The sequence below is a fragment of the Dickeya undicola genome, assembly GCF_000784735.1.
In the GTDB taxonomy this organism is placed as follows: domain Bacteria; phylum Pseudomonadota; class Gammaproteobacteria; order Enterobacterales; family Enterobacteriaceae; genus Dickeya; species Dickeya undicola.
In genome coordinates this window covers 51,408-76,176 of record NZ_JSYG01000011.1, presented here as the reverse complement: position 1 = coordinate 76,176, position 24,769 = coordinate 51,408, and the positions used below count along the sequence as shown (strand labels likewise).

General features: G+C 53.0%; 17 protein-coding genes. 10 read left to right on the top strand and 7 right to left on the bottom strand.

The window, feature by feature from the left end:
- Nucleotides 1–47: 47 nt before the first annotated feature.
- Both OB87_RS06505 and OB87_RS06500 read left to right on the top strand, forming a co-directional pair.
- Nucleotides 48–1,439, top strand: a complete 1,392-nt coding sequence (locus OB87_RS06505; protein ID WP_033568631.1) for a NarK family nitrate/nitrite MFS transporter — start codon at nucleotides 48–50, stop codon at nucleotides 1,437–1,439.
- Nucleotides 1,440–1,686: 247 nt separating this feature from the next.
- Complete coding sequence (locus tag OB87_RS06500) at nucleotides 1,687–2,292, top strand: TetR/AcrR family transcriptional regulator (RefSeq protein ID WP_033568630.1); 606 nt, start codon at nucleotides 1,687–1,689, stop codon at nucleotides 2,290–2,292.
- 133 nt (nucleotides 2,293–2,425) lie between these two features.
- Here the strand turns inward: OB87_RS06500 and OB87_RS06495 are convergent, their stop codons facing one another.
- Nucleotides 2,426–4,426, bottom strand: a complete 2,001-nt coding sequence (locus OB87_RS06495; RefSeq protein ID WP_033568629.1) for an oxidoreductase — start codon at nucleotides 4,424–4,426, stop codon at nucleotides 2,426–2,428.
- A gap of 557 nt (nucleotides 4,427–4,983) precedes the next feature.
- Here OB87_RS06495 and OB87_RS06490 point away from each other — a divergent pair.
- The 7 genes from OB87_RS06490 (at nucleotide 4,984) to OB87_RS06460 (ending at nucleotide 16,472) form a co-directional block, all read left to right on the top strand.
- Complete coding sequence (locus tag OB87_RS06490) at nucleotides 4,984–8,772, top strand: nitrate reductase subunit alpha (protein ID WP_033568628.1); 3,789 nt, start codon at nucleotides 4,984–4,986, stop codon at nucleotides 8,770–8,772.
- Nucleotides 8,772–10,334, top strand: a complete 1,563-nt coding sequence (gene narH / locus OB87_RS06485; protein WP_033568627.1) for a nitrate reductase subunit beta — start codon at nucleotides 8,772–8,774, stop codon at nucleotides 10,332–10,334. Before OB87_RS06490 ends, narH begins: the two co-directional genes overlap by 1 nt.
- Nucleotides 10,331–11,050: a nitrate reductase molybdenum cofactor assembly chaperone gene (gene narJ / locus OB87_RS06480; protein ID WP_033568626.1), complete on the top strand. Its 720-nt coding sequence runs from the start codon at nucleotides 10,331–10,333 to the stop codon at nucleotides 11,048–11,050. The genes narH and narJ overlap by 4 nt, the downstream gene beginning before the upstream one ends.
- Entirely contained in the window at nucleotides 11,050–11,727 is a 678-nt protein-coding gene (narI, locus tag OB87_RS06475) for a respiratory nitrate reductase subunit gamma (protein WP_033568625.1), read from the top strand. Before narJ ends, narI begins: the two co-directional genes overlap by 1 nt.
- A gap of 402 nt (nucleotides 11,728–12,129) precedes the next feature.
- Nucleotides 12,130–13,278 carry an L-threonine dehydrogenase gene (gene yiaY, locus OB87_RS06470; RefSeq protein WP_033568624.1) on the top strand — a complete coding sequence of 383 codons (1,149 nt, stop codon included), beginning with the start codon at nucleotides 12,130–12,132 and terminating at the stop codon, nucleotides 13,276–13,278.
- Nucleotides 13,279–14,034: 756 nt separating this feature from the next.
- Entirely contained in the window at nucleotides 14,035–15,549 is a 1,515-nt protein-coding gene (locus OB87_RS06465; RefSeq protein ID WP_033568623.1) for a caspase family protein, read from the top strand.
- A gap of 299 nt (nucleotides 15,550–15,848) precedes the next feature.
- Nucleotides 15,849–16,472: a glutathione S-transferase family protein gene (locus OB87_RS06460; protein WP_033568622.1), complete on the top strand. Its 624-nt coding sequence runs from the start codon at nucleotides 15,849–15,851 to the stop codon at nucleotides 16,470–16,472.
- 97 nt (nucleotides 16,473–16,569) lie between these two features.
- Here OB87_RS06460 and OB87_RS06455 read toward each other — a convergent pair whose 3' ends face one another.
- From OB87_RS06455 to pdxR, 6 genes are all read right to left on the bottom strand, one after another.
- Nucleotides 16,570–17,601 carry a methionine synthase gene (locus OB87_RS06455; protein WP_033568621.1) on the bottom strand — a complete coding sequence of 344 codons (1,032 nt, stop codon included), beginning with the start codon at nucleotides 17,599–17,601 and terminating at the stop codon, nucleotides 16,570–16,572.
- Nucleotides 17,602–17,628: 27 nt separating this feature from the next.
- Nucleotides 17,629–18,606 (bottom strand): DUF1852 domain-containing protein, encoded by a 978-nt coding sequence (locus OB87_RS06450; RefSeq protein WP_033568620.1) that lies wholly within the window; start codon nucleotides 18,604–18,606, stop codon nucleotides 17,629–17,631.
- 413 nt (nucleotides 18,607–19,019) lie between these two features.
- Complete coding sequence (locus OB87_RS06445) at nucleotides 19,020–19,589, bottom strand: hypothetical protein (protein WP_033568619.1); 570 nt, start codon at nucleotides 19,587–19,589, stop codon at nucleotides 19,020–19,022.
- Between the two features lie 330 nt (nucleotides 19,590–19,919).
- Complete coding sequence (gene pptA, locus OB87_RS06440; protein ID WP_033568618.1) at nucleotides 19,920–20,150, bottom strand: tautomerase PptA; 231 nt, start codon at nucleotides 20,148–20,150, stop codon at nucleotides 19,920–19,922.
- Between the two features lie 225 nt (nucleotides 20,151–20,375).
- Nucleotides 20,376–21,470 carry an ABC transporter ATP-binding protein gene (locus OB87_RS06435; RefSeq protein ID WP_033568617.1) on the bottom strand — a complete coding sequence of 365 codons (1,095 nt, stop codon included), beginning with the start codon at nucleotides 21,468–21,470 and terminating at the stop codon, nucleotides 20,376–20,378.
- Between the two features lie 402 nt (nucleotides 21,471–21,872).
- Nucleotides 21,873–23,360, bottom strand: coding sequence for a MocR-like pyridoxine biosynthesis transcription factor PdxR (pdxR, locus tag OB87_RS06430; RefSeq protein WP_033568616.1), 1,488 nt, complete (start codon nucleotides 23,358–23,360; stop codon nucleotides 21,873–21,875).
- 126 nt (nucleotides 23,361–23,486) lie between these two features.
- Between pdxR and OB87_RS06425 the strand changes: the two genes are divergently transcribed.
- Nucleotides 23,487–24,752, top strand: a complete 1,266-nt coding sequence (locus tag OB87_RS06425) for a 4-aminobutyrate--2-oxoglutarate transaminase (RefSeq protein ID WP_033568615.1) — start codon at nucleotides 23,487–23,489, stop codon at nucleotides 24,750–24,752.
- Nucleotides 24,753–24,769 lie beyond the last annotated feature (17 nt).

Here is a 24,769-nt window from a genome sequence, read left to right as displayed (position 1 = left end):
AATGTGTCGCGTAGTGATAGGGGTATTTTTACTGACCGAGGCTTGTTATGACGCAGTCAACCATTACGCCAGGCGCTTCACGGCAGACTGTTATCCGGGAATGGCGCCCGGAGGATGTTCAGTTCTGGCACACACAGGGGCGCGGTATTGCACAACGCAACCTGTGGATTTCCATTCCTTGTTTGTTGCTGGCTTTCTGTGTCTGGATGTTGTTCAGCACAGTGGCTGTCAACCTGAACAAGGTAGGGTTTCATTTCACCACCGACCAGCTGTTTATGCTGACCGCCTTGCCGTCGGTATCCGGCGCGCTGCTGCGGGTGCCGTATTCCTTCATCATTCCGCTGGTAGGCGGACGCCGCTGGACCACCTTCAGCACGCTGATTCTGATTATTCCATGCGTGTGGTTGGGGGTGGTGGTGCAAGACTCGCAGACGCCCTACAGCGTATTTATCCTTATCTCGCTGTTATGCGGATTTGCCGGGGCTAATTTTGCTTCCAGTATGGCGAATATCAGCTTCTTTTTTCCGAAAGCGCAGCAGGGCAGTGCGTTGGGCCTGAATGGCGGCTTCGGTAATCTGGGCGTTAGCGTAATGCAGCTACTGGTGCCGGTGGTGATTTTTCTGCCGATGCTGAGCTTTACTGGCAAAGGGGTAACGCAGCCAGACGGTAGTCAGATTATGTTGCAGAATGCGCCCTGGGTGTGGGTGCCGCTGCTGCTTATCGCCTCAGCGGCGGCCTGGTTCGGCATGAATGACCTGTCTACCGCCAAAGCGTCGCTCCGTCAGCAGTTGCCGGTGCTTAAACGGGCGCATTTGTGGATCCTCGGAGTGCTATATCTGTCGGCGTTCGGCTCTTTTATTGGTTTCTCTGCCGGTTTCGCCATGCTGTCGAAAACCCAGTTTCCGGATGTCGTCATCCTGCATTACGCCTTTTTTGGCCCATTGCTAGGGGCGCTGGCGCGTCCGGTGGGGGGCATACTGTCGGACCGTTTCGGTGGTGTTAGGGTGACGCTTGTCAATTTCGCCTTGATGGCGATATTGTCCGTGCTGTTGTTCACCGCGTTACCGGGCGACAGCCAATCTGGCTCCTTCCCGCTGTTCTTTGGCATCTTCATGTTGCTGTTTTTGACGGCTGGACTGGGGAGCGGGTCAACCTTCCAGATGATTGCGGTCATTTTCCGTGGTTTGACGGTGACACGAGTGAAGGCGGCGGGCGGTAGCGACGAAGATGCGCAGCGCAGCGCGGTGACGGATACCGCGGCCGCGCTGGGGTTCATCTCCGCCATGGGCGCTATCGGCGGGTTCTTCATTCCCAAAGCGTTCGGCACTTCGCTGGCGCTGACCGGGTCACCTGCTGGCGCGATGAAGATCTTCGTGGTGTTTTACGTGGCCTGCGTGTTGATCACCTGGCTGTGTTACGGGCGCAAAACGCGCGCCTGAGTTCTGATGTGTGTGACGCGCCAGGGTGTGCCTGGCGCGTCGGCACAGGCAAAGAGGCCTGAGCTATCCTACCCCATAAATGCCCATACCCCGTGAATTGCCATGCCCAAATGAATTACCGTTCCCGAATATAGTGCCGATGGCTGATGAGTGGTATAACGCTGGTCGGGAATATGCGCCGGTTTTTCGGCGGCTGACGGGATGCCTGGTTGTTGCTTTCCTGTGATGCCAATGATTTGGGATACCTATGACAACAGAAAAATTAACGACACGGCAGTTAAGAAACCTGGCGACGCGAAAGAAACTCTATGAGAGTGCGCTCAGGTTAATGGAGGATATGGCAATTGACGATATTACCATCAGCCATATCTGTACCAATGCGGGTGTTTCGGTCGGGTCTTTTTACCGGCATTTTAAAACCAAAACCGACATCTTCGTCGAAATGTATGAGCAGGCAGACACCTATTTTCTGGATAAATACCGTTCTCAGCACCTGACCGCGACAACACGAGAACGGATTCTGGAGTTCTTCGACACATATTCTCAGTATCAGCTAAAGATCGGTTTGCAAACGGTGAAGCAGCTTTATACCTGCAATAATAAGCTGTTTATTATGAGAGGCCGGAATATGCAGAAGATGTTACAGCGCATCATTGAAAATGGTCAGGAGAGCGGGGATATCGATAATACGGATTCTGCCGAAAATATTACGCAGTATCTTTTTATTTCAGCCCGAGGATTGATTTATAACTGGTGCCTGCATGATGGCGGTTTTGATTTGCGGGAAGGGATGCGCAATTATATGAATAGATTGCTGGTATCAATCCAGTGCCCACATCCCGGTAACCGGTGACGTTGCAGCAGTCCTGCGATTCGAGGATGTTGCGATAATTCGACGATGTTGCGATAAAAAAATTCGCCTGTTTCCATGGTGATACCCGATCAACGAAAACAGGCGAGAGCATGACTTACCGCCGGTGCGGTGATTAGATGTTTTTGGCTACCTCATACGCATCCCAAATCGCGTACATGATATTTTGCACCTGCTTGGCATCGCCCAAGAGATAGGTTTCTGGCAATTCATTACGTACTGACTCGTATAATGCTTTTTGCGAGTGATAGCCGATGGCTAATATCGCAGAGTCAGCGGCCAGCACGGTTTCTTCATTAGCTGCGTTTTTCAAAATAAAGCCCGCATCCGTTGCCCCGGAAACCACGGTATCCGTTAACAGCCGAATGTTTTTAAACGCTACCAGATCCCGCAGCATGTCTTCATTGGCATGGCATAGCGGGCCACCGATGGTCAGAATATCACCCTGCATTTCGACCAGTGTTACCTGCTTGCCCTGATTGACCAGCCAGAGTGCGGTTTCGCAGCCGACCAGTCCGCCACCAATAATAATGGTGTGATTACCGGGGTCTTTTTTACCGAGCAAGACTTCTTCTGCGGTATAGACGTTATGGGCTGAGCCAATGGAGAAGGTGCGAGGTGAGGAGCCGGTGGCGAAAATAACCGCGTCGGCATCACTGTTCAGCAGCATCTCCTGTGTCACTGTGCTGGAAAAATGAACGTCGACGTTTAAGTCTTGCAGGGTGTCCTGATACCAGGTAGCCAGCAGATGGTCATCTTCTTTAAAGTCCGGGACACCACCGGGAATCAGGTTGCCACCAAGGCGGTTCGCTTTCTCGTGCAGAATCACACGGTGCCCGCGTAGCGCCGCAACGCGAGCGGCTTCGCAACCTGCCGGGCCGCCGCCGACGATCAAGACTTTCTTGGATTGATCCGCTTTGCCGATGGCATAGTCTTTTTCCCGCCCACAGGCTGGATTGACGGCGCAGGAGATGGCCGCGAATTTAGCCAGACGCCCCATACACCCTTCCTGACAGGATAAACAGGGGCGGACCTTATGAAATTTCCCTGCTTTGATTTTATTGGGAATTTCTGCATCGGCCAGCAAAGGGCGACCTAAAGCTATCATATCCGTCTGGCCACTGAGGATGGCATGGCTGGCCCGGTCAGGGTCTTCCATGCGGCCAGCGGTGATGACCGGCACAGTAAGAATGCGTTTTAGAATTTCGTTATAAGGCAGGTACAAGCCTTTGTCCTGATACATCGGCGGGTGCGCCCAATACCAGGAATCATAGGAACCCACGTCACCATTGAAGGCGTCATATCCGGCTTCTTCCAGGATTTTGGCCGCCTCGATGCCTTCTTCAATATCACGTCCCTGCTCGGCGAAGGTTTCGCCTGGCAAGCCGCCTTGCCGCCAGTCTTTGATAAAGCTCTTGATGCTATAGCGCAGTGATACCGGGTAATCCTGCCCGCATTCGGCCTTGATGGCCTGAACAATTTCGATGGCAAATCGCAGGCGGTTTCTCAGGCTGCCGCCGTATTCATCCGTGCGTTGGTTGAAGAAGGAAATGGCGAACTGATCCAGCAAGTATCCTTCGTGTACCGCGTGTATTTCGATACCATCAAACCCGGCCTTTTGCGCAATGGCGGCCGACTCCGCAAATTTTCTGACATACGTGTGAATTTCCTCTCTGGTTAGTTCCCGGCAGGTGACGTCGGGCAACCAGCGATGAGGAATAGGCGACGGGGCAACGGCGGTGCGGCCGACGATAGCGGGAATACTGACGCGGCCAAATCCGGCAGAGAGCTGTAAGAAGATTTTGGCACCGTAGGCATGGATTCGCTCGGTCATCATTTTGGCGGTTTTGATGAAATTGAGCGGATTTAACGTCGGGCAAGGCATGGAGGGCAGGGCGCATTTTTCAATATCGTTTTCCACCATGGTCACGCCGGTCATGATAAGGCCGGTTCCCCCTCTGGCGCGCTCAATATAGTACTCCGCGCCTCGCTCGTTAAAACACCCGTCAGCGTCACACAGGCCACCAGGCCCCATCGGTGCCATGACGAATCGGTTTTTGATCTCCAGTTTTCCAATGTTAAACGGCTCAAATAGGATTTTATGGTTCGGGTTCATGATAGGAACTCCCTGGTGTTGGCATAAGGGTGAATCGTTGAATTTAACAAAGTGAATAGATTCACTGAATGCGTTCATTATACTGTTTTTATCCTTATAAAATGTGATGGAAATTAAGGTTTGTGCGCCATGGATCAATCTATTCAGCCGGGTGAACGCTTCCATTCGCCGTGTTATCGGTTGGGGACCTGTGCTGATGATGTCGTTGCGTATCGTCTTTTCCCCTGCGGGCAGCGCTGATCTACCTCCAAAGAGTCCTTAACGGAAATTACCTACCACCCCTTTCATGAGAAATGGTTGAATTGTGTTTTTATTCAATTAATTAGAGAGATTTTTTGCATTAATCCTTTGGTGGTATTTCACCCGCTGAGAGGGCGTGAACAGCGGATGGAGCTTGATCACTGTCAATTCTGCCTCAGAGTCGGCTGGCTAAGCTGCGGTCCATAGTGAGCAAAGCATCAGGCTGTTTTCCCGATAACGCCGCGCGACGTCGGTGGTCAGCCTGACCCTTTTCCATAACGACAGGAACCTTCAGGTTCCGCAGCAGGAGAGCCCGGATGAGCAAGTTTCTTGACCGGTTACGCTATTTCAAACAAGTGACCGAGCCGTTTTCTGGCGATCACGGCCAAACACTCAATACCAACCGTGACTGGGAGGATGGCTACCGCAGCCGCTGGCAACATGACAAGGTGGTGCGCTCGACGCATGGCGTTAACTGCACCGGTTCATGCAGCTGGAAGATTTATGTCAAAAACGGGCTGGTCACCTGGGAGACACAGCAAACCGATTACCCCCGCACCCGTCCGGACCTGCCGAATCACGAGCCGCGTGGTTGCCCGCGCGGTGCCAGCTACTCCTGGTATCTCTACAGCGCCAACCGGCTGAAATATCCGATGGTGCGCAAACGCCTGATGAAACTGTGGCGCGAGGCGCGTCAGCATCACGCCGACCCGGTGGATGCCTGGGCGTCAATCGTCGGTGACGCGAGCAAAACACAGCAATATAAGCAGGTGCGCGGGCGCGGCGGTTTTGTGCGTGCCGACTGGCAGGAGGTGAATGAACTGATCGCCGCCGCCAACGTGTATACCGCCAAAACCTTCGGCCCGGACCGGGTGATCGGTTTTTCACCGATTCCGGCGATGTCGATGGTGTCTTACGCTGCTGGCGCGCGCTATTTGTCCCTGATGGGCGGGGTGTGCCTCAGTTTTTACGACTGGTACTGCGACCTGCCACCGGCGTCGCCGCAGACCTGGGGCGAACAGACCGACGTACCAGAATCAGCCGATTGGTACAATTCGTCCTACATCATCGCCTGGGGTTCCAACGTCCCGCAGACCCGTACCCCAGACGCGCACTTCTTTGCTGAAGTGCGCTACAAAGGCACCAAAACCGTCGCCATCACCCCGGATTATGCGGAAATCGCCAAGCTGTGCGATCAGTGGCTGAATCCGAAACAGGGCACCGACAGCGCGCTGGCACTGGCGATGGGCCACGTGATCCTCAACGAATTTCACCTCAAACAGCCGCGCCAGTACTTCACCGATTACGTGCGCCGCTATACCGACATGCCGATGCTGGTGCTGCTGGAACCGCGTGCGGACGGCAGCTACGCCGCTGGGCGTTTGCTGCGCGCCGCCGATCTGGTGGGCAAACTGGGGCAGCAGAACAACCCGGAGTGGAAAACCGTTGCCATTGACGAACCCACCGGTGAACTGGTTGCTCCGCAAGGCTCCATCGGTTATCGCTGGGGGGAGCAGGGCAAATGGAATCTGGAACAGCGCGAAGGCAGCGCCCAGCGTGATGTCAACCTGCAACTGAGCCTGCTGGGAAAGCACGACGATGTGGTGTCCGTCGGCTTCCCTTATTTTGGCGGTGCATCCAGTGAGCACTTCGCCAGCGTCGCGCTGGACGAGGTGTTGCTGCATCAGTTGCCGGTTAAACGCCTGACGCTGGCCGATGGTCAGCTGGCGCTGGTCACCAGCGTGTACGACCTGACGCTCGCCAACTACGGCGTGGATCGCGGCCTGGACGACGCGCAGTGCGCGACCGGCGATGATCAGGTAACGGATTATGATCAGGTAAAAGCCTACACCCCAGCATGGGCGGAACAGGTAACCGGCGTGTCGCGCCAGAACATTATCCGTATCGCCCGTGAGTTCGCCGATAACGCCGATAAAACCCACGGCCGTTCGATGATTATCGTCGGTGCGGGTATGAACCACTGGTATCACCTCGACATGAACTACCGCGGGTTGATCAACATGCTGATCTTCTGCGGCTGCGTCGGGCAGAGCGGCGGCGGCTGGGCACACTATGTCGGTCAGGAGAAGCTGCGTCCGCAAACCGGCTGGTTGCCGCTGGCGTTCGGGCTGGACTGGCAGCGCCCGCCGCGCCATATGAACAGCACCTCGTTTTTCTATAACCACTCCAGTCAGTGGCGTTACGAAACCATCGCGCCGCAGGAACTGCTGTCGCCGCTGGCGGACCGCTCCCGTTTCAGCGGCAGCCTGATCGATTTCAACGTGCGCGCCGAGCGCATGGGCTGGTTGCCGTCCGCCCCGCAGTTGGGTGTGAATCCGCTGCGTATCGCCGAACAAGCGGCGGCCGTCGGCATGTCACCGCAGGATTACACCGTGGCGGAGCTGAAAGCCGGTCGCCTGCGTTTTGCCGCCGAACAGCCGGACGACCCGCAAAACTTCCCGCGCAACCTGTTTATCTGGCGCTCCAACCTGTTGGGCTCGTCCGGCAAGGGGCATGAGTACATGCTCAAGTACCTGCTGGGCACCGAACACGGTATTCAGGGGCAGGATTTGGGCCAGCAGGGTGGCGTGACGCCGGAAGAGGTGGAATGGCGCGCACAGGGCGGTGAAGGCAAGCTGGATCTGGTGGTCACGCTCGATTTCCGTATGTCCAGCACCTGTCTCTATTCCGACATCGTGTTGCCGACCGCCACCTGGTATGAAAAGGACGACATGAACACCTCGGACATGCATCCGTTCATCCACCCGTTATCGGCGGCGGTTGACCCGGCCTGGGAGTCGAAAACCGACTGGGACATTTATAAAGGGTTGGCGAAAACCTTCTCGCGCGTCTGTCAGGGGCATCTGGGGGTGGAAACCGATGTGGTGACGCTGCCGATTCAGCACGACTCGGCGGCCGAAATGGCACAGCCGCTGGGGGTGAAAGACTGGAAAAAAGGCGAATGCGACCTGATTCCGGGCAAAACCGCGCCGCACATCATGACGGTAGAGCGCGACTACCCGAACCTGTATACCCGCTTTACCGCGCTCGGCCCATTGCTGGATAAGCTGGGCAACGGCGGTAAAGGCATCAGTTGGAATACCCAGACGGAGGTCGATTTCCTCAAGCGTCTGAACCGGGTGCAGGAAGACGGCCCGGCCGCAGGTCGCCCGAGAATCGACACGGCGATAGACGCCGCCGAGGTCATTCTGTCGCTGGCACCGGAAACCAACGGCCAGGTAGCGGTGAAAGCCTGGTCGGCGCTAAGCACGGTCACCGGACGGGATCACACCCATCTGGCGCATCCGAAAGAGGACGAAAAAATCCGCTTCCGGGATATTCAGGCGCAGCCGCGCAAAATCATCTCCAGCCCGACCTGGTCCGGTCTGGAAGACGAACATGTGTCTTACAACGCCTGTTACACCAACGTGCATGAACTGATTCCGTGGCGCACCCTTTCCGGCCGCCAGCAGCTGTATCAGGACCACGAATGGATGCGCGCCTTCGGCGAAAGCCTGCTGGTGTACCGCCCGCCGGTGGATACCCGCGCAGCGCAGCCGTTGCTGAATAAAAAGCCCAACGGCAACCCGGAAAAGGCGCTCAACTTCCTGACGCCGCATCAGAAGTGGGGGATTCACTCCACCTACAGCGAAAACCTGTTGATGCTGACGTTGGGGCGCGGCGGGCCGATTGTCTGGCTGAGCGAGGACGATGCCCGCGAGCTGACCATCGCCGACAACGACTGGGTGGAAGTGTTTAACGCCAACGGCGCGCTGACCGCTCGTGCGGTGGTGAGCCAGCGTATTCCGTCCGGCATGACCATGATGTACCACGCGCAGGAGCGACTGGTGAACCTGCCCGGCTCGGAAGTGACCGGCCAGCGCGGCGGCATTCATAACTCGGTGACGCGCGTTTGCCCGAAACCGACCCACATGATCGGCGGCTATGCCCAGTTGGCGTATGGCTTTAACTACTATGGCACCGTCGGTTCCAACCGCGATGAATTCGTGGTGGTCCGCAAGATGAACCGTATCGACTGGCTGGATGAGGACAGCCACGACGACCTCTCTTCCCATGTGCAACCTCATCTGCAGGAGAAAGCCTGATGAAAATTCGTTCACAAGTCGGCATGGTGCTGAATCTGGATAAATGCATTGGCTGCCACACCTGTTCGGTGACCTGCAAGAACGTCTGGACCAGCCGCGAAGGGGTGGAGTACGCCTGGTTCAATAACGTGGAAACCAAGCCCGGCACCGGTTATCCGCACGCCTGGGAAGATCAGGAAAAATGGAAAGGCGGCTGGATCCGTAAAATCAACGGGCGGCTTGAGCCGCGCATGGGGAATCGCATCGGGGTGCTGGCGAAAATTTTCGCCAACCCGGACGTTCCCGCGCTGGATGATTACTACGAGCCGTTCGACTACGACTACGCTCATCTGCAACGCGCCGGTGAAAGCCGACACCAGCCGGTGGCGCGCCCGCGTTCGCTGGTAACCGGTCAGCGCATGGAGAAGATCGAAAACGGCCCGAACTGGGAAGACGATCTGGGTGGCGAGTTCAGCAAACGCTCGCAGGATAAGAACTTCGACGACATGCAGAAAGCCATGTACGGGCAGTTCGAGAACACCTTCATGATGTACCTGCCAAGACTGTGCGAGCACTGCCTGAACCCGGCCTGCGTCGCCACCTGTCCGAGCGGTGCCATTTACAAGCGGGCGGAAGACGGCATTGTGCTGATCGATCAGGATAAATGCCGCGGCTGGCGCATGTGCCTGACCGGCTGCCCGTATAAAAAAATCTACTTCAACTGGAAGAGCGGCAAGTCAGAAAAATGCATTTTCTGTTATCCGCGCATCGAATCCGGGATGCCGACGCTGTGTTCGGAAACCTGCGTGGGCCGTATCCGCTATCTGGGTGTCCTGCTGTACGATGCTGACCGCATTGAACAGGCGGCGTCGGTGGAGAGCGAAACCGACCTGTACGCTCGCCAACTGGACATTTTCCTCGACCCGCACGACCCCGAAGTGATCGCGCAGGCCCAGCGCGATGGCATTCCGCTCAGCGTGATTGACGCGGCGCAGCAGTCGCCGGTGTACAAGCTGGCGGTGGAATGGCAGCTGGCGCTGCCGCTGCACCCGGAATACCGCACGCTGCCGATGGTGTGGTACGTGCCGCCGTTGTCGCCGATCCAGTCCGCGGCTGACGCGGGGACTCTGGCGCACAGCGGTGTACTGCCGGACGTGGAAAGCCTGCGCATCCCGGTGCAGTATCTGGCGAATCTGCTGACCGCGGGCGACACCCGCCCGGTGCTGCGTGCGCTGCGGCGTATGCTGGCGATGCGTCATTACAAACGGGCGCAGACGGTGGAGCAGATTACCGATGTCAGCGCGCTGGAGCAGGTAGGGCTGACGCCGACGCAGGCCGAAGAGATGTACCGCTATCTGGCGATCGCCAACTATGAGGATCGCTTTGTGGTGCCGTCCAGCCATCGGGAACTGGCGCGAGATGCGTTTCCGGAAACCCGCGGCTGCGGCTTCAGCTTTGGCGACGGCTGCCACGGCAGCGACTCGTCGTTCAATCTGTTCAACAGCCGCCGTATCGATGCTATCGACGTCACCAGCCAAACCCAGACCATGAGCCGCCGCCGGATGCAGGAGAACCAGTCATGATCAGTCTTCGCGTTATCGCCCGGCTGCTGGAGTATCCGGATGCGGAACTGTGGCAGCAGCGTCAGGCCATGCTGGCGGCGCTGGAACAGGCCGACGAGTTGCCGCTGCGCCAAAGCGCGCAACTGCTGCAATTCATCGCTGACTTTTATCAGGGTGACCTGCTCGACCGGCAGGCGCGCTACAGCGAACTGTTTGACCGCGGCCGCGCGTTGTCGCTGCTGCTGTTCGAACATGTGCATGGCGAGTCGCGCGACCGTGGTCAGGCGATGGTGGATTTACTGGCGCAGTACCGTGAGGTCGGGTTAGAGCTGGATTGCCGCGAACTGCCGGATTTCCTGCCGCTGTATCTGGAGTACCTGACGCTGCGTGAACCGCAGGCCGCCCGTGAGGGGCTGCGTGATATCGCGCCGATCCTGACGCTGCTGGCGGAACGATTACGCCAGCGCGACAGCGAGTACGCCCTGTTACCGCAACTGTTGTTAACGCTGGCGGCGTGCGACCCTTCCAGTGATGCCGTCGCGGCGAAGGTGGCGCAAGAAACGCGTGATGATACGCCGCAGGCGCTGGATGCGGTATGGGAAGAGGAGCAGGTTCGCTTCCTGGCCGATGCAGGCTGCGCCCCGGCGCAACAGACTCGCCATCAACGTCGCTTCGCCGATGCCGTGGCACCGCACTACCTGAACCTTGACGCATCGCGTGCTAAAGGAGACTGCTGATGCATTATCTCAATCTGTTTTTGTTTGATATCTACCCCTATATCGCCGGTGCGGTATTCCTGGCTGGCAGTTGGCTGCGCTATGACTACGGTCAGTACAGCTGGCGCGCTGGTTCCAGCCAAATGCTGGACAAGAAAGGTATGCGACTGGCGTCGAACCTGTTCCATATCGGTATTCTGGGGGTGTTGGGCGGTCACTTTATCGGCATGATGACACCGCACTGGATGTACGAACCCTTTCTGTCGCTCGCGATAAAACAGAAAATGGCGATGATCGGTGGTGGAACCTGCGGCGTGCTGACGCTGGTCGGCGGTGCGTTACTACTGAAGCGTCGGCTGACGAATCCACGGGTACGTGCCACGTCGTCTACCGGTGATATCCTGATCCTGTCGTTACTGGTGATTCAGGCGTTGCTGGGGGTGCTGACCATTCCGTTTTCCGCGCAACACATGGACGGCAGCGAAATGATGAAACTGGTGAACTGGGCGCAGGCGGTGGTGACATTGCGTGGCGGTGCTTCGGCGCATCTGGATGGTGTCGCGCTGATTTTCCGCCTGCATCTGGTGCTGGGCATGACGCTGTTCCTGCTGTTCCCGTTCTGCCGTTTGGTGCATATCTGGAGCGCACCGGTTGAATACCTGACCCGCCGTTACCAGTTGGTCCGAAACCGCCGCTAATCCATCGCTTTCTTTGCAAGACAACGCTGCCTGTGCGGCGTTGTCTTCACGTTCAAACGCCGCACATTCAACCGATGTGATGCGGTTTCTCGCTTCCCCCATCCGCTATGTTCATTTCTCTGAATAAGTCTGCATTCACCCTGGGTTTGTGTGTAAATGAATTGTGCTGCGTGCGTTACCTCTGGCGCAGTGGCTGAGACGGCGGGTAGTAACATAGTTTCATTATATGAAACGGTTTTTTACTAAAATAACAGCCGGTTATCAGTGTGGGTGAAAGAAAGAAATGATTTATCGCTTCGGCTGCAAAGAGTATTAGAAATTTGTTCTGGGTCAATTTTACTGAAAAATGTCAATGCTAGGATGACCGTAAGTTAAGACTCTGTAATAAATGGATGGTGATCTATGAGCAGCGCATTTTATATTCCAGCGTTAAACCTGATGGGCGAGGGTGCGTTAGAGGAAGCAGCCAGGCAGATTCAGTTGCAGGGTTTCAAACATGCCTTGATCGTAACCGACGGTGTGTTGAACAAAATTGGTGTTGCGGCTTCGGTGCAGCAACTGTTGAAAAAATATCAGGTCGATAGCGCCATTTATGATGGCGTGCAGCCAAACCCGACCGTCGCCAACGTGGATGCCGGTCTGAAGATTCTGAAGGCCAACCACAGCGATTGCGTGGTGTCGTTGGGGGGCGGTTCTTCCCATGACTGCGCCAAAGGGATTGCGCTGCTGGCGGCCAATGGCGGCGAAATCGCCGACTACGAAGGCGTGGATGTTTCTGCCAAACCGCAGCTACCGCTGATTGGCATAAACACCACGGCGGGCACCGCGTCTGAAATGACCCGTTTCTGTATCATCACCGACGAAGTGCGCCACGTGAAAATGGCGATCGTGGATAAAAACGTGACCCCGGTGATGTCGGTCAACGACCCGGCGCTGATGGTTGGGATGCCTGCATCACTGACCGCCGCCACCGGGATGGACGCCTTGACCCATGCTATTGAAGCTTATGTGTCTACCGCCGCGAACCCCATCACCGATGCGGTGGCGATCAAAGCCATCGAACTGATCCGTGACCATCTGCGTGATGCGGTCAAAGACGGTAAAAACATGGTGGCCCGAGAACAGATGGCTTACGCCCAGTTTATGGCGGGCATGGCGTTCAACAATGCATCGCTGGGGTATGTTCATGCCATGGCGCACCAACTGGGCGGTTTCTATAACCTGCCGCACGGGGTGTGTAATGCGGTGTTGTTGCCGCATGTAGAACGTTACAACGCGGCGGTGGCGGCACCTCGTCTGAAAGACGTTGCGGTCGCGCTGGGTGTGGATGTCGCCGGGCTGAGCGACCAGCAGGCAGCGGAAGCGGCTATTCAGGCGATAAGCCAGATGGCGAGCGATGTCGGTATCCCGGCAGGCCTGAAAGATCTGGGCGTGAAAGAAGAAGACTTCAACATTCTGGCGGACAACGCACTGAAAGACGCCTGCGGGTTGACCAACCCGAAAAAAGCCACCCACGCGGAAATCGTCGAGATTTTTGCCGCCGCATTCTAATGGGATGTGAGTGTTGGTATTGAAAAGCCCCTGACCTGATGGTTGGGGGCAGGGGCTGTTGACAAACAGCTTATGTTGTCTTGCAAACAGTGAAATTTGTCCGGTCAGTGAAAAGTTTCGTGCGGGATAAACAGTGTCATTTATTTGCTGCTTCGTCGCACGCACGACAAGGCGAGGTTCAAACGCCACCTCCCCTTGACCACAGGCTGGTGGCTAAACTGTGCCGCTGACGCGGTTCCTTCGGCGTTCGCCTTCGCTGTTCGGGCCGCCCGTGACGCGCTCCAGACGCGGCACGGGCTTTCGCGACGTCCTGTCGCTCACCCGGCGACGTCGCCCACCTCAGCGCAGTTTTTGACGCCGTAAAAATACTTCATCTTGTGCTTACGGATTTTGTTAGCAGTCTGAGTCCCTGACCTAATGGTTGGGGGCTTTTTTACAATAGCCTATCGTCGGAATGATAGACTGTTTTATCAGTCGGGTATATTTACTGGGTTATGATTAATTATTAATTTGAATTGTTTTTTATGTAATTATAGCGAGGATCAACTAAATGTCATGAGTGGACGTTTCACATAATATTATATTGATAGCTGGTGAGTGGTTCATGTGCTTTTAGCGCTTCAATTATAACATAGAAGAATATTTTTGAAGTACACAAGAGGAAGCGGCATCATAGACGTACGAAGATCGGGACACTGTGATCTGCTAAGGTCTAAATCGTTTAAAAGTTAAGATGATGGTGAACGGGGGAATCTGATGAATCTCGGTATTGTGATTGGTGTAGAGAAGTATAAAAGCGACATTTTTGACAATCTTACAGCCTGCAAAAATGATGCTAGGGTTTTTAAGGATGTATTGGAAAACGTTAAGAGCTTTGAAGAGGTTCTTTACATCAATAATGATGAATCTGGGACTTTAATAAAGAGAAATATTGCTAATTTCATAGAAAAATATAAAGATAAAGAAGTCGAGGAGTTTATATTTTACTTTAGTGGTCATGGTGAGCGGTTTGAGGGTGATTTTTTCTATTTGCCTTCTGATTTTGACCGTAAAAAAAGGGAAACGACAGGTCTGCGAAACTCCGAATTAGATGAATGGATAAAAGCCATATCTCCAAATCTATGCGTAAAGATTGTTGATGCTTGTTTTAGTGGTACTCAATATATAAAAAGTGAGTCTAATACAGAAAGTGATTTAAAAAAATCTGCAAAAAAATATGGATTGAACGATATTTATTTCTGGTTTTCTTCTAGAGATGATGAAGAATCATATGCAGGGGCAGAGTTTAGTCGCTTTACAGAAAGTATTTTAACTTCGTTACTAGACAGAAATGGAGAGGTTCGCTATAGAGAAATCATGGATGCAGTAGCAGATGATTTTGCAAATTCAGGTAGTTCTTCACCTATTTTTGTAACTCAATCAAGTAATTTAGAAAAGTTTGGTTCTATTTCAAATGATACACATCAATTGATTTATAAAGCCTTCGGCATTAAGTCAGATGATGAAAAAAGCAACGCTGAGAATAACAGCTCGCTATCGTTGGAAGAAAATATCCAATCAAATTTCAGTGTTTACGATCTAGTAGCCAGAAAATCAAAAGAAGTTTGCTTCAATGAAGAAACCTTGTCTCAATTTATCAAAGAATTCAATTTGAACCTGTCATCTTGGAATGAGGGAATAAAAAAACTTTATACAATTAATATTGATAATTCGATTGAAAATTACCACATCCCGAACAGAGCTAAATTGGGAGAATGGCTTGAAAGCAATAAAGAAAAAAATTATTATGCCGAAGCAACCTTTGATACAGAAGAATACCATATTGAAGAATATAAAGCATTGCCTAGAAAACCGATGACAAACTATTTATCAAATTTAGATAGATTGGGAATATTAGGTGGGCTCGAAGGGGATAAAGAATATAAACTAGAAAAAGTGACTAAAAAGAGAAGTTTTGTTGATGGGTTCCAGTATAGTCACCTCTTGGATAATAGAATTTTTAAAGTATCCTTTGAACCTCTGTTTGAAATTGTAGATCCTATATGTCTTTATGTAATTCCATTTTATTCAAATAAAGATGTGGCGATAAATTTTTCTTATGAGTTTTTAAAGAGACGGAGTTGGGGGGAATATTTCAGCCCACAATGCAGTAAGTGGAGAAATATAAAGGTTAATATTAATTCAAAAGATGCTGCTAACGCAGCCGCCCAACACATACAAAAAGAGGTAGAAGGATGGCTTACAGATACAATCAACAAGATTATTGAGTAACCTCCTTATTAACACACATTCAGTTTGAGGTCTGCTCCTCGCTCATAGCCGACAGAGCAGCCTCCTACTATCGGCTATAAGCCTGAAGGGGTCTGAAGCGAACAGCCAAACTGATTTTTGATGTCAACGTAAAGCGATATGAAGTAGGAAGCGCCACACAATTCGAATTTGCAGCCCAATAAAAGCATAAACCCACGAATGCGCTGTAGCCATGCCAATGCGCTGTTACCAGTAGCACGCAGATATGAGGTTGGTGTAGTGTTTTTAAACGATTAATCACGCGGAAGGACATTCGAGGTATGCTGAAAATACTTGGCAAAACGACGTCAATAAATGTGCGTAAAGTGCTCTGGACCTGCGAGGAAGTGGGGCTGGATTATGTTCAGGAAGATTATGGTAGCGGATTTGCCTCAACGGAAACCGATGCATTTCGCGCCATGAATCCGAATGCGATGGTGCCCGTGTTGATTGACGATGAATTCGTGCTGTGGGAATCCAATTCGATTTGTCGCTATCTGGCGCGTAAAGCCGGGCGTGATGACCTGCTCCCCACTGAAGCGCAGGCGTGCGCTAACGTCGAGCACTGGATGGACTGGCAGGCGACCGAGTTTAACAACGCCTGGCGTTATGTCTTCCCGGCCCTGGCGCGCAAGAACCCGGCCTATAACGATCAAAACGCGATTGCCGCAGGCATTAAAGAGTGGAATCACTGTATCGGTATTCTTGAACAACAACTCCAGCGCACCGGTGCATGGGCGGCAGGTGAGACGTTTACGCTGGCCGATGTGGTGCTTGGGTTGTCGGTGAATCGCTGGAAAATGACACCGTTTCCCCACCCTGAAGTCCCTGCCATTGATGCGTGGTTTATGCGCTTGAATCAGCGACCGGCATTTTTGCGTCATGGGAATAATGGCATGGTTTAAAAACCGGATTGGCGGTGACGATGCCAGCACGTGCTATCACGCTGTACGACAGCAAAAAGGCGGCCCGGTGTATTCCGTCGGCCGCCGGTGGTTCTGGTTATTTAGCAGAAAGCTCTCTGCGGATGATGTCTGCACCTGCGCTTAACGCATTGAGTTTGCCTGTGGCTACCCGACGAGATAAGGGGGCCATACCGCAGTTGGTCGAAGGGTAGAGCTTGTCGGCATCGACAAATTGGAGTGCTTTTCGTAGCGTATCGGCGACTTCTTCTGGTGTCTCTATGGTATTGGTTGCCACATCAATGGCCCCTACCATGACTTTTTTACCGCGAATCAGCTCAAGCAGATCCATCGGAACTCGCGAGTTATGACATTCCAGCGAAATGATATCGATAGCCGATGTTTGCAGTTTGGGAAAGGCTTCTTCGTATTGCCGCCACTCTGACCCCAGCGTTTTTTTCCAATCGGTATTGGCTTTGATGCCATAGCCATAGCAAATATGCACAGCCGTTTCACATTTCAGCCCTTCAATGGCTTTTTCTAACGTGGCGATTCCCCAATCATTCACTTCATCAAAGAAAACATTAAAGGCAGGCTCATCAAACTGGATGATATCGACACCCGCAGCCTCTAATTCTTTCGCTTCCTGATTGAGTATTTTTGCAAATTCCCAGGCGAGCTTTTCGCGGCTTTTATAGTGGTTATCATAGAGCGTATCAATCATCGTCATCGGCCCCGGCAAGGCCCATTTAATGGGTTGCTTGGTGAGTTGACGTAAGAATTTGGCATCTTCAACAAACACGGGTTTTTGACGCGCTACCGCACCGACCACTGTCGGCACGCTCGCGTCATAGCGATTACGAATTTTAACCACTTCACGTTTCTCAAAATCCACACCGCTCAGGTGTTCAATAAACGTGGTGACAAAGTGTTGGCGTGTTTGTTCGCCATCGCTGACAATATCAATACCTGCACGCAGTTGATCAAACAGCGACAAGCTTAAGGCATCTTTTTTCCCCTCAATCAGCTCGTCGTTTTGTAATTTCCAGGGGGACCACAGCTTCTCCGGCTCGGCGAGCCAGGAGGGCTTGGGTAAACTGCCCGCAGTTGAGGTAGGTAGCAATGTTTTCATAGCAGGTGACCTTATATTTTTGGTGAATTAGCGCGCGTAATGAGCCGACCATTGCTCAAGAATATTTTTATACGGTTTGATGAAGTGCTCTTCAGTAAACTTCCCTTGCTTAATCGCCAACTGGCTGCGCTCTTCGCGATCATAAACAATTTTTGTTAATGAATGATCATGATGATTCAGGTTGGGGCAATAGTATTGCCCGGCAGCAGAGTTCGCATTGTAAATCTCAGGGCGGTAGATTTTTTGGAACGTCTCCATCGTGCTGATGGTACTGATAAGCTCAAGATCCGTGTAATCACTCAGTAAATCACCAAAGAAATAAAAAGCCAAAGGCGCAACACTATTTTGTGGCATAAAGTAGCGAACCTGTAGCCCCATTTTTTCGAAATACTGTTCGGTTAAAGAAGAACCATTTGGTTGATACTCGATGCCCAATACAGGATGCTGGTTTCCCGTTCTATGATAGGTTTCTTTGCTGGAAACACTTAAACATATTACCGGCCGCTTGCTAAATTTGTCTTTGTATTCCTGCGAATTGACGAAATATTTAAATATATTCCCATGCAAATCGCCAAAGTTATCGGGAATGCTAAATTCGGATTGACTATTATTATGCTCTAACAACAACACGCTAAAGTCATAATCACGCACGTAAGACGAGAAATTATTGCCTACAATACCTTCAATCCGCTGGTTTGTTTTTTTATCAATGATGTTGGTTTTCAAAATTTCAATTGCCGGGAAGGTGGCGTTATTGTCGGCAATGTGCATATCAACAGAAATGATTTCAAGTTCGACGGAATAACGGTCACCTTTGGGGTTATCCCAATACGCCAATGTATTGAAGCGATTGTCAATCATCACTAATGTATTGCGTAAGTTCTCCTGGCGGCGATCTCCTCTGGCCAGATTCGCAAAGTTGGTCGTGATACGCGTATTTTCGGAGGGGTTATAGTTCTCATCGAAGCAACTGCTTTTAATCGTAAATGTAAAATTTTTAGTCATCGCGTTCTTTTTTCCTGATGCTTGATATGAAAACCCGGTTAACATGTTGATATTAAATGACTTTAATTTATCAATTGGTGGTCTTCATGTTGCTGGCGAGTTAATTTAGCATATTTTATGCCAGAGTTGATGGGCGAGGGAAAGCGACTTAATTTCATTACAACATGAGCTATATTCATGTCGGATGTGCGGTCAGGCCAGGGAGGGGTCAGGTTAGCAGACGCCGCTCACCCCAGTCACCTACTGATGTCAGCTCCTGGGGATTTGCTGCGTCGCCGCGTTAATTGGCGTAAGCCGATTTGAACGCTGCTTGCAGCGGCCCCGAAGAGGTGAGGCCCATGAAATGGGCCGAGTAACGTAGCCAACACACCTGCAACTTGAAGTATGACGGGTATAGCCTGTTCAAGGCTGGGTTAATGTGGAGTAGAGGACATTGTCACAAATATTTCGTCATCACTTTTGTCTTCTATTCCTATCTTAACGGACTCTCCATTGCTAATAATGGCGTGAGCTTTATAAAAAGTATCATTGACTTTTTCATCTATTTTTACAGCCTTGCACTCCAGTTCACGCTGGTCATTGTTTTCTTGTAGTATTTCAGTCACAATTACACAGGCTGCGCCTTCCAGCTCTTGGTTGTATTCATCGACAGATGTTATATACATTAACGTAACGAGAGACAGGAACCAAACTATCGCGTAATAGGGTACTTCTGTTTTTCTTAGAATGATCGCTCTGTGGATTATATAGATAGGCCCGAATAGTACGCCCAATATAACCAGCGGGCTTTTATATCCACTTGCTTCCAGTTTTGCTGAATCAGTCAGCATTAAAAATAAGTTAATAACGAGGATAATAATGCCAGAAACATAAACATTAATGGATCCTGTGCTTAATAAATACCCCGCTGAATTTACCAATGCTAATAGCCATGCATACCTATTATCAATTTCGTTTTTGTTGACAATAATGGTCCCAGTCACATCCCTATCCTCATAAAAAATCACAATATCTCGTTACATATAACATTAGACATATGTTAATTCATCATTTATCTCGGCTTTCACGCATCAGACGGTGTTTAATTACTATTTTTTATACAATCAGGTATCTATTTAGCCACAAAAGCCTGCTAATTGGGTTCGTTACGATTATCGAGCAAAACCTGATGTGAATGACGGGCGGGTCGATTGTGCTACAAGGCTCGTTATGAGCCTTGGTTTTGACGGGCAACGCAGATGAACCAGAGCACAGCGAAGGGTGACCGTAACGTCCGGGCTTTGCTCGCCAATAACGTGACCCGTGCGTTGACGTTACATGGTATATCCCGGTTTTTTGGTGAGATTCTCCAGTTCCGGCCCGATTTCGATATCGTAAACCGCGTCTTTCCAGCGTTCCGGCACAACTTCGGTTAAGGCAACCGAGATCGATTTGTCTTCCGCGTTTAGATATTTCTTGAGTAACTCGCTGATATCGTTTGCTAAATCCTGTTTGACGTTTTCAGGCAGATTGCGCGGGAAATACTTGATGGCAACATGTGGCATGGCTAAGACACTCCGTGTGTGAAAGTCGGATGAGGCGAGGGTGGTTAGGGCTACAACGCTAACCGCCAGTGGCGTGACCATATTGGCATGGTTTCGGGCAGATCACTATCTACCCGGATTAACGGAGCTACCCGGATTCAACGGTTCTACCCGGATTAACGGAGCAGCCCAGGTTGACAGGGCTGCTCTGATTAATGACAAGAAACCCGCAGGAGCCGCGGTGTATTAATGCGTTACCACCGCATCCAGTGCGCGCAGGTGTTCCGGCTGCCAGGACAAATGGATTTCGCTGCCGATTTTCCAGTCCGGGTTCACGTCGCTGGCGGGCAGTTTCACCATAAACTGCGGCTGACCGGCAACCTCGGTCATCATGCGCACGTGATCGCCGAGATAGATAAATTGCTGGATGCGGGCGTTGACCTGTTGTGCGCCGTCCGGCAGTACGCTGGCATTGACTCGCACCCGTTCCGGGCGAATACACAAATGGATTTTTCTGCCCGGTGAACTGGGGCGGACTTTCAGCGCGCGTAATACCGTGCCGTCATCCAACTGAGCCTGATAGTAGTCGCCGTCGCCGCCAGATTGCGTGCCAATCAGCGTGTTGTTTTCACCGATAAACTGTGCCACAAAGGCATTTTGCGGACGTTCATAGATGTCGCTGGGGCTGTCCATCTGCTGAATAATCCCGTCGTTGAAGACCGCAACTCGATCCGACATGGTCATGGCTTCGCTCTGATCATGGGTGACGTACACCACGGTGAGTTCCAACGCCCGGTGTAGCTCCTTAATTTCCAGTTGCATGTGCTCGCGCAGCTGTTTGTCCAGCGCGCCCAGCGGTTCATCCATCAGCACCAGACGCGGCTCGAACACCAGCGCTCGCGCCAGCGCTACACGTTGTTGCTGGCCGCCGGACATCTGCGCCGGGTAACGGTCGGCCAGATTGGTCAGTTTAACGCGGTCCAATACCCGATCGACTTTCTCCTTGATATCGCTGCGGTTCATACGACGAATAGAGAGCGGAAACGCCAGATTTTCCGCCACTGTCATGTGTGGGAACAGCGCATAGTTCTGAAACACCATACCGATGCCGCGCTGGTGGGGCGGCAGGTTGTGCAGCGGCGTATCACGCAGCAGAATTTCGCCCTGCGTCGGCGTTTCAAACCCGGCCAGCATCATCAGGCTGGTGGTTTTGCCGGAGCCAGACGGGCCCAGCATGGTCAGAAACTCGCCTTCCTGAATATCCAGATTCAGATTTTTGACCACCAGACGATCGCCATCGTAGGTTTTTTGAATATTTTTGAAGCTAACGTAGGTTTTCATTCTTCCCTTCTCTCACGTGTCGTAGCGCGATGCTGATGACTCATGTATGCATAAGTCATGCCCGATAGTTAATTGAGAAATTATTCTTATAAATTCTGGCGTAAAAAAAGACCGGTTCAGGTGTTTGATTAGGGGAGAATCACAGCGAAAAATCAGGCTAAGGCTTGGCCGTTAAGATCAAAATATTGTGCATGTTGCACAATGGTGAGGTTGTCAAAGTGAGCAACAGCAGTGAACAATGAAAGTGCGTGGTAATTCGCCTTTGCCTCAAAATGGTGAGTGCCTGTTAAATAAAGGCACCGATATTGTGCGTAATGGCGAGGCGAAAAACCGAGGCAGACAGGGTGCCTGTCTGGCCGGTTTTCTGCGGTGAGCGGGGCGCTCAAACCACATGTGGGAGAGTCAGGCGCGCGTCTTTTCCAACGTGCGTAAACAGGAAAGAATAACCTCAAACGCGCGCACCATCTCGGCGTCGTCCACGCTGGCGTAACCGAGCAGCAGCCCACGCTGGAGCGTCGGTCGCAGGTAGTAACTGGACAGCGGTTTGACCATCACCCCTTGTTGCAGGATGCGGGCGCTCAGTACCACGTCGTCGATACGGTCGGGTAACCGCAAAATCAGGTGTAAACCGGCGTTACTGTTGTAACCAAGGTACTCCTCGCCCAGATGCTGCACGATCAACTCGCTCAACAGGGCGCGACGTCGCGCATACAACAGGCGCATACGGCGGATGTGGGCGGCGTAATGCCCTTCACTGATGAACTGACTCAGCGTCAGTTGCGTCAGCAGATGGCCGCCCCGGTATAGCTCGGCGTGCGCTGTTTTCAGCTCACGCGCCAGATGTGGCGGTAGCACCATGTAGCTGACCCGCAAGCCTGGATAGAGGGTCTTGCTACAGGTGCCGATGTAAATCACCGGCGGCTGGGTTTGCAGCCCCTGCAACGCCGGGATGGGGCTGCCGGAGAAACGGAACTCGCTGTCGTAGTCGTCTTCGATGACCCAACTGCTGTGTTCCTGCGCCAGCGCCAGCAAGCGCTGGCGGCGCGCCAGACTCATTACCGCACCCAGCGGATACTGGTGCGATGGGGTGACGCAAATCAACCGCGGCACTGACTGGGGCGAAACGTCGTCCGGTGGCACCATCCCTTGTTCATCCACCTCGATGGGGGCGACACGCAGCCCGTTGATGGTCAACACATTGCGCATACCCCAGTAGCAGGGGTCTTCGATCCACGCCAGGTCGCCGGGGTTACACAGCATTTTAGCCAGCAGGTCCATCGCCTGATGGGTGCCTTCGGTAATCAGGATTTGCTCTGGGGTACAGGTGACCGAGCGCGCCACCCGCAGGTAGTCCACCAGCGCCTGTTGCAGTTCCGGGCAACCACCAATCGGCGAGTAGGAGAGTTGTTCCGGTTTCAGGCGGCGAGACAGCCGGGTTTGCAGCCGCCGCCACAGGTCATGCGGAAAACTGGCGATATCCGGGATGCCCGGCATAAACGCGCCCCACTGGCGCGCCGATGCACCGGCATAGCCCAGCAGATGCATACCGCGCCGGGAAATCTCCTGCACTGCCGGGCGCAATGGCGACTGGGTATCGTCACGCACATCCGGTGGGCGAGTGTCTGGCAATTGCTCGGTGACGTAACTGCCGCTACCGGTACGGGTTTCGATATAGCCTTCCGCCAGCAGTTGTTCGAAGGCCGCGATCACCGTATTACGTGACAGCGACAGTTGCTGCGCCAGGTCGCGGGACGAGGGCAGCCGCCGCCCCGGTGCGATGTCGCCGGTCAGAATGGCCAGCCGGATAGTGTCGTACAGCCGCTTGTTGAGCGTCCCATCCTGCTGTTGTTCCAGCCCCTGCAACAGTAAATCCGTCAGTAGTGAGCGCAAAGTGGATCCTTTAAATATTAAAAACTGGCTCTGGATTATAGGGCCATGCAGGGGATAAATAGCAACATCAGAACGTTAATCGTCAACCCCTGTCGGGTGGTGTGTTCATCGAATCGGAGCAGAATAATGAGTAACAGCGAATTGAATCAACGTCGTTTGGCCGCCACGCCGCGTGGCGTAGGCGTCATGTGTGATTTCTTTGCCGACAAGGCCGAAAACGCCACCCTGTGGGATGTTGAAGGGCGCGAGTTTATTGATTTTGCTGCCGGGATTGCGGTACTGAACACCGGTCACCGTCACCCGAAACTGGTGGCGGCGGTGCGCGAGCAACTGGAGAAATTCACCCATACCGCGTATCAAATCGTCCCCTACGGCAGCTATGTGACGCTGGCGGAGCGCCTGAACGCGCTGGCCCCTATCGCCGGTCCGGCCAAGACGGCTTTCTTTACCACCGGTGCAGAAGCGGTTGAAAATGCGGTAAAAATCGCCCGTGCTTACACCAAACGTCCGGGCGTGATCGCGTTTGGTGCCGCGTTCCACGGCCGTACACTGTTGACCCTGACGCTGACCGGTAAAGTGGCACCGTATTCCACCGGATTCGGCCCATTCCCTGGATCCATTTTCCACGCGCTGTATCCGAACGCCCGGCATGGCATCACCGTGGAACAGGCGCTGGAGAGCATTGACCGTTTGCTGCACACCGATATCGCCGCCGATCAGGTCGCGGCCATTCTGCTGGAGCCGGTGCAGGGTGAAGGTGGCTTCAACGTTGCGCCGCCGGAGTTCATCAGTGGTGTGCGCCAGCTGTGCGACAAGTACGGCATGTTGCTGATCGCTGATGAAGTGCAGACCGGTTTTGCCCGTACCGGCAAGGTATTCGCCATGGAATACTACGAAGATAAAGCGGATCTGATCACCATGGCGAAAAGTCTGGGCGGTGGTTTCCCGATTTCCGGCGTGGTGGGTCGTGCCGAGGTGATGGACGCGCCGGGTCCTGGCGGGCTGGGTGGCACTTATGCCGGTAACCCGCTGGCGGTGGCGTCAGCGCTGGCGGTGCTGGATGTGATTGAAGAAGAACAGTTATGCCAACGCGCTCAGCGGTTGGGCGCTACACTGGTAGAGGCGCTGGAGCGGGCGAAAGCCAGCAATACGGCCATCGTCGATATTCGCGCTCGTGGTTCAATGGTGGCGGTGGAATTTAATGATCCGCAGACGGGTAAACCGAGCGCGGAAATCACCAAAAAATACCAGCAGGCGGCGCTGGAACAGGGACTGCTGTTGTTGACCTGCGGCACGCACGGCAACGTGATCCGTTTCCTGTATCCACTGACCATTCCGGATACCCAGTTTAGCAAGGCGCTGTCGATTCTAAGCGGCGTTCTGGCGAAATAAGCAGTGAGTGAAAGGGT

Bases quoted from the DNA above. Each gene is read 5' to 3' on its own strand.
- yiaY (WP_033568624.1), top strand. From the start codon at position 12,130: ATGAGCAGCGCATTTTATATTCCAGCGTTAAACCTGATGGGCGAGGGT.
- OB87_RS06425 (WP_033568615.1), top strand. From the start codon at position 23,487: ATGAGTAACAGCGAATTGAATCAACGTCGTTTGGCCGCCACGCCGCGT.
- OB87_RS06455 (WP_033568621.1), bottom strand. From the start codon at position 17,601: ATGAAAACATTGCTACCTACCTCAACTGCGGGCAGTTTACCCAAGCCC.
- OB87_RS06435 (WP_033568617.1), bottom strand. From the start codon at position 21,470: ATGAAAACCTACGTTAGCTTCAAAAATATTCAAAAAACCTACGATGGC.
- OB87_RS06490 (WP_033568628.1), top strand. From the start codon at position 4,984: ATGAGCAAGTTTCTTGACCGGTTACGCTATTTCAAACAAGTGACCGAG.
- narH (WP_033568627.1), top strand. From the start codon at position 8,772: ATGAAAATTCGTTCACAAGTCGGCATGGTGCTGAATCTGGATAAATGC.
- pptA (WP_033568618.1), bottom strand. From the start codon at position 20,150: ATGCCACATGTTGCCATCAAGTATTTCCCGCGCAATCTGCCTGAAAAC.
- OB87_RS06500 (WP_033568630.1), top strand. From the start codon at position 1,687: ATGACAACAGAAAAATTAACGACACGGCAGTTAAGAAACCTGGCGACG.
- OB87_RS06450 (WP_033568620.1), bottom strand. From the start codon at position 18,606: ATGACTAAAAATTTTACATTTACGATTAAAAGCAGTTGCTTCGATGAG.
- narJ (WP_033568626.1), top strand. From the start codon at position 10,331: ATGATCAGTCTTCGCGTTATCGCCCGGCTGCTGGAGTATCCGGATGCG.
- OB87_RS06460 (WP_033568622.1), top strand. From the start codon at position 15,849: ATGCTGAAAATACTTGGCAAAACGACGTCAATAAATGTGCGTAAAGTG.
- narI (WP_033568625.1), top strand. From the start codon at position 11,050: ATGCATTATCTCAATCTGTTTTTGTTTGATATCTACCCCTATATCGCC.
- OB87_RS06465 (WP_033568623.1), top strand. From the start codon at position 14,035: ATGAATCTCGGTATTGTGATTGGTGTAGAGAAGTATAAAAGCGACATT.
- OB87_RS06495 (WP_033568629.1), bottom strand. From the start codon at position 4,426: ATGAACCCGAACCATAAAATCCTATTTGAGCCGTTTAACATTGGAAAA.
- OB87_RS06505 (WP_033568631.1), top strand. From the start codon at position 48: ATGACGCAGTCAACCATTACGCCAGGCGCTTCACGGCAGACTGTTATC.